Annotated in this window: 1 protein-coding gene; it reads left to right on the plus strand. The window is 73.1% G+C overall.

Going from position 1 to position 249, the window contains the following annotated elements:
• Position 1: 1 nt before the first annotated feature.
• The gene (locus tag CVH10_RS22990) at positions 2-148 is read left to right on the plus strand and encodes a DNA gyrase inhibitor YacG (RefSeq protein ID WP_219925043.1); all 147 of its coding nucleotides are present in this window, start codon (positions 2-4) and stop codon (positions 146-148) included.
• Positions 149-249: the final 101 nt, after the last annotated feature.

Genomic DNA, 249 nt, shown 5'->3' on the forward strand with positions numbered 1-249 from the left:
CATCTACGGCCCGGGCAATGCCTATCGCCCCTTCTGCAGCGCGCGCTGCAAGGGCGTCGACCTCGGCGCCTGGGCGAGCGAGGAATTCCGCATGCCGGCGGAAGCCCCGCCGGACGACGAGCCCTTCGGCGACCCGCGGCTGCAGTAGCGTACGGTCAGCCGGCGCGCTCTTCGGCCAGCCAGCCCAGCACCGGCAACGCGCCGGGCAGCACGGGCGTCACGTCGAGCGGCAGTTGCTGCCAGCGCATC

The organism is Halomonas sp. ND22Bw (assembly GCF_003011945.1).
Taxonomy (GTDB): Bacteria; Pseudomonadota; Gammaproteobacteria; order Pseudomonadales; family Halomonadaceae; genus Halomonas; species Halomonas halophila.